3 protein-coding genes and 2 pseudogenes are annotated in these 2,995 nt (G+C 46.9%); all 5 read right to left on the bottom strand.

Features of this window, described 5'->3' with window-relative positions:
• Positions 1 to 901: pseudogene (locus ACYC56_RS14015) on the bottom strand (hypothetical protein); the annotation flags it as partial.
• Between the two features lie 24 nt (positions 902 to 925).
• Complete coding sequence (locus tag ACYC56_RS14010) at positions 926 to 1,762, bottom strand: cytidylate kinase family protein (RefSeq protein ID WP_461374791.1); 837 nt, start codon at positions 1,760 to 1,762, stop codon at positions 926 to 928.
• Between the two features lie 62 nt (positions 1,763 to 1,824).
• Positions 1,825 to 2,199 carry a response regulator gene (locus ACYC56_RS14005; protein WP_461374790.1) on the bottom strand — a complete coding sequence of 125 codons (375 nt, stop codon included), beginning with the start codon at positions 2,197 to 2,199 and terminating at the stop codon, positions 1,825 to 1,827.
• Positions 2,200 to 2,233: 34 nt separating this feature from the next.
• Positions 2,234 to 2,605: a response regulator gene (locus tag ACYC56_RS14000; protein WP_461374789.1), complete on the bottom strand. Its 372-nt coding sequence runs from the start codon at positions 2,603 to 2,605 to the stop codon at positions 2,234 to 2,236.
• A gap of 57 nt (positions 2,606 to 2,662) precedes the next feature.
• Positions 2,663 to 2,995: pseudogene (locus ACYC56_RS13995) on the bottom strand (PEP/pyruvate-binding domain-containing protein); the annotation flags it as partial.

Raw genomic sequence — 2,995 nt, 5'->3', positions numbered from 1 at the left:
GCTTCGTTCTTTCCTTAGCAAAAATAGTTCGATGAGAAGATAAATAATTCCGGGCTACGGCGAGGTGGTTCCGGTCTTTGGCTAATTGGGTTCTCTGCACCGAATACTCGGTTCTGGTGAAAGCCCATACTGTTCGCTTATCCGCTAATTCAGTACGCCTGGAAGCCAGAGTCGTCCGCTGATCGGCCAGCTCCGTTCGCCTTTCAGCCAAGTTGGTGCGCCGGCCAGCCAACTTCGTCCGGTCATCAGCTAAAGTCGTTCTTCGGTCGGCTAACTGGGTACGTCGGGCAGCGAGATTGGTTCGCTCATCGGCCAGGTCTGTCCGCCTATCCGCCAATTCCGTTCTTCGGCCTGCCAGGTCGGTACGTCTATTGGCTAATGCGGTCCGATGTTCGGCCAGCTCAGTACTTTTGAGCGATAGTTTGGTCTGATCCTGCATCAATCTTGTACGCACATCGGCCTGTATTGTGCGTTGTTCGGCCAGCTCGGTTCGTTTGTTGGAAGTATCCACCAGATTGGCCGACATCTCGGTGCGTTTTTCGGCTAACTGGGTCCGTTGATCGGAATTCTTGACCAGTTGTTTGTCCAATTCCATACGCTGGGCCGACATCTCAGTGCGTTTTTCGGCTAACTGGGTCCGTTGATCGGAATTCTTGACCAGCTGTTTGTTCAGTTCGGTGCTTTCTGCTGCCAGATCAGTACGGAGGGCCGAATTCTTGACCAGATCCGAGGTCAGGGAAGTTTGCCTTCGGGCTAATTCGATTTGTTCTTCTTCGATCTTGTTTTCCTGATCAGCAAACTTGAGGAGGCCCTCAAAGACCGGCTTTTCTTCTTCCAGGACTTGGAGAATTTCTTTTAAGAAAACGGGACTTCCCTGTTCGTTATTGGTTTCTGCACTCATTCGTTTATCCTTTCATTCCATTGCTTAGTCTAAGGCAACAGGTCTATCTTCAAGGCCAATATGGACCTCTTTAACGCCCGGAACCTGTCGGGCTGCCTCGGCCAGGTCATTTTTGATCCTGTGTTTTCCGCTGGGAAAAATTCCACCCGTTTCAAAGGTTCCGGAAATTCTAACCTTCCCTTTTTCTGCCGATACGGCAAGCTCCAGTCCTTTGGTTCGGTCATTCCCGGCCAACTCGGCTTTCACCTGACTGGCCAGGAGAAAATCCTCAATAATGGTTTGAGACTCTCGAGATTCTTTAAATTCGTTTTGATTTAAAGTACAAATGATCATTTCGCAGGCGCTTTCCAGGCTTATGGCATCCAAATTAATGACCAGGTCATAGATGGAAGGGTCCCGCCAATCCACACTATATAAAAACCGGGTCCACTTGATCCGACCCTCCTCCATTTTTTCAATTATTTTTTTGGCCTCCTCCAAGGATATTTTTTCGATCTCCGACAGCTTCTGAGAACGACGATCCAAAGGAGCAATAACCCGAACCTTTAACACTTGGGGAACCCCTTTCATCAGGAGATGCCCGGCATGTCCATAATAAACAAAAGGCCCCCGCTGAGCCCTTTCGGCCAAAGCCAATTGGATGGCCGTTAAATAAAGGTTTCTTTCCGTCGAAGGTCCCCGAATCAATCCTTTGGTCTTCTCCAACTGTTGAAGGAGAAGGGATTGGGATATCCCAAAACGATCCGAAGCTTCCTGTAAGATCTCCTGGCTGACCGCAGGAATGCCTAATCTCTCCGACAGGCATTTAGCCAAAGCTTCCCCTCCGCTCATCGTACCTCTGGAAATGGTTATTATGGCCATCTTTCCTCCTTAATACCCGCGATAATTATTTCTTTCTTTTCCCTGGGATCCCTTCCCCAAAATCACCCGGAAAGCCCCAGGGCTTTTATGACCAAATCCCGCAGTTGGCTGAGTTTAAATGGTTTGGCGATAAAATCATAGGCCCCTATTTTTAAAGCTTCTCTGGCTTTTTCCACAGTGGCAAACCCGGTAATGATAATCACTTTGGTTTCCGGGGAAACCTTCTGAACCAGTTTTAACACCTCAATACCATCCAACTCTTTCATTTTAAGGTCGGTGATTAGAATCTGAAATTTTTTCTCAGCAAACCGTTTAATAGCTTCATTGGGATCGATAAAGGTCTCAATATCCAGATTGACCTTTTCCAGGGTGGACCTCAGCCTTTCACAAACGATAGGCTCATCATCCAAAATCATTACGCTGTAGGCTTTTTCCATAGGACCTCCGTTCAAGGAGCACATCCTTTCCGGGTTATTTAAATTTTTTGGCCGCCTTATCCACCAATTTGACGATCTGTTCTAGTTTAAATGGCTTAGTGACAAATTCGGCATCCAGTATTTCGGCTTCTCTGGCCCTCTCGATCGTCGCATAGCCGGTGATCACAATGGCTTTAGTCTCCATGGCCTGATCCTTGAGAAACTTTAACACATCCAACCCGCTGGGACCGCTCATCTTGAGATCGGTAACCAGGACCTGAAATTTTTTTTCCTCCAGGCGGGTTAAAGCCTTTCGACTGTCAGTAAAAACTTCCACCGCATATCCTTCTTTTTCCAGGACCGGCTGCAATCGTTCCCCGACAATGGGTTCGTCATCAAGAACCATAACTGAAATATTTTTTTTCATTGAAACCTCCTTCTTCGGTCGCTTACTCATTCAATTTTTTAGTATATTAAAATGCCGTTACAACGCCGGAGCACTTTGCAACTGTTCTTCTTTTAAAAATTTATCAGCAAAAAAATCAATATCTTTTTCATTACGCAGCAAGACATCCAACTGCCTGGTAAACCCTATTAATCGGCCGATCAACCGAAATTTGTCTTCCATCAATGCCCGCTCGACTTTTTTTATTCTGGCGGTGATCAACTCCCCTTTACTTTCCACGGCAAAATCATTTTTTTCCAGTATCTGGCCCAACAATTTTACCCTTCTGGTCCGGCGGTTAACCTCGGTAACCCCTCCAAAAAAACGAAAATAGATATACTTGCTGTCCCGGTCCTCGGACAGATTGCCGTC

The organism is Candidatus Aquicultor sp., assembly GCF_054640775.1.
The sequence above is the reverse complement of the archived record's forward strand: the minus strand, read 5'-3'. Positions and strand labels throughout refer to the sequence as shown.

Coding starts and splice junctions, on each gene's coding strand:
- ACYC56_RS14010 (WP_461374791.1), bottom strand. CDS start 1,762: ATGGCCATAATAACCATTTCCAGAGGTACGATGAGCGGAGGGGAAGCT.
- ACYC56_RS14005 (WP_461374790.1), bottom strand. CDS start 2,199: ATGGAAAAAGCCTACAGCGTAATGATTTTGGATGATGAGCCTATCGTT.
- ACYC56_RS14000 (WP_461374789.1), bottom strand. CDS start 2,605: ATGAAAAAAAATATTTCAGTTATGGTTCTTGATGACGAACCCATTGTC.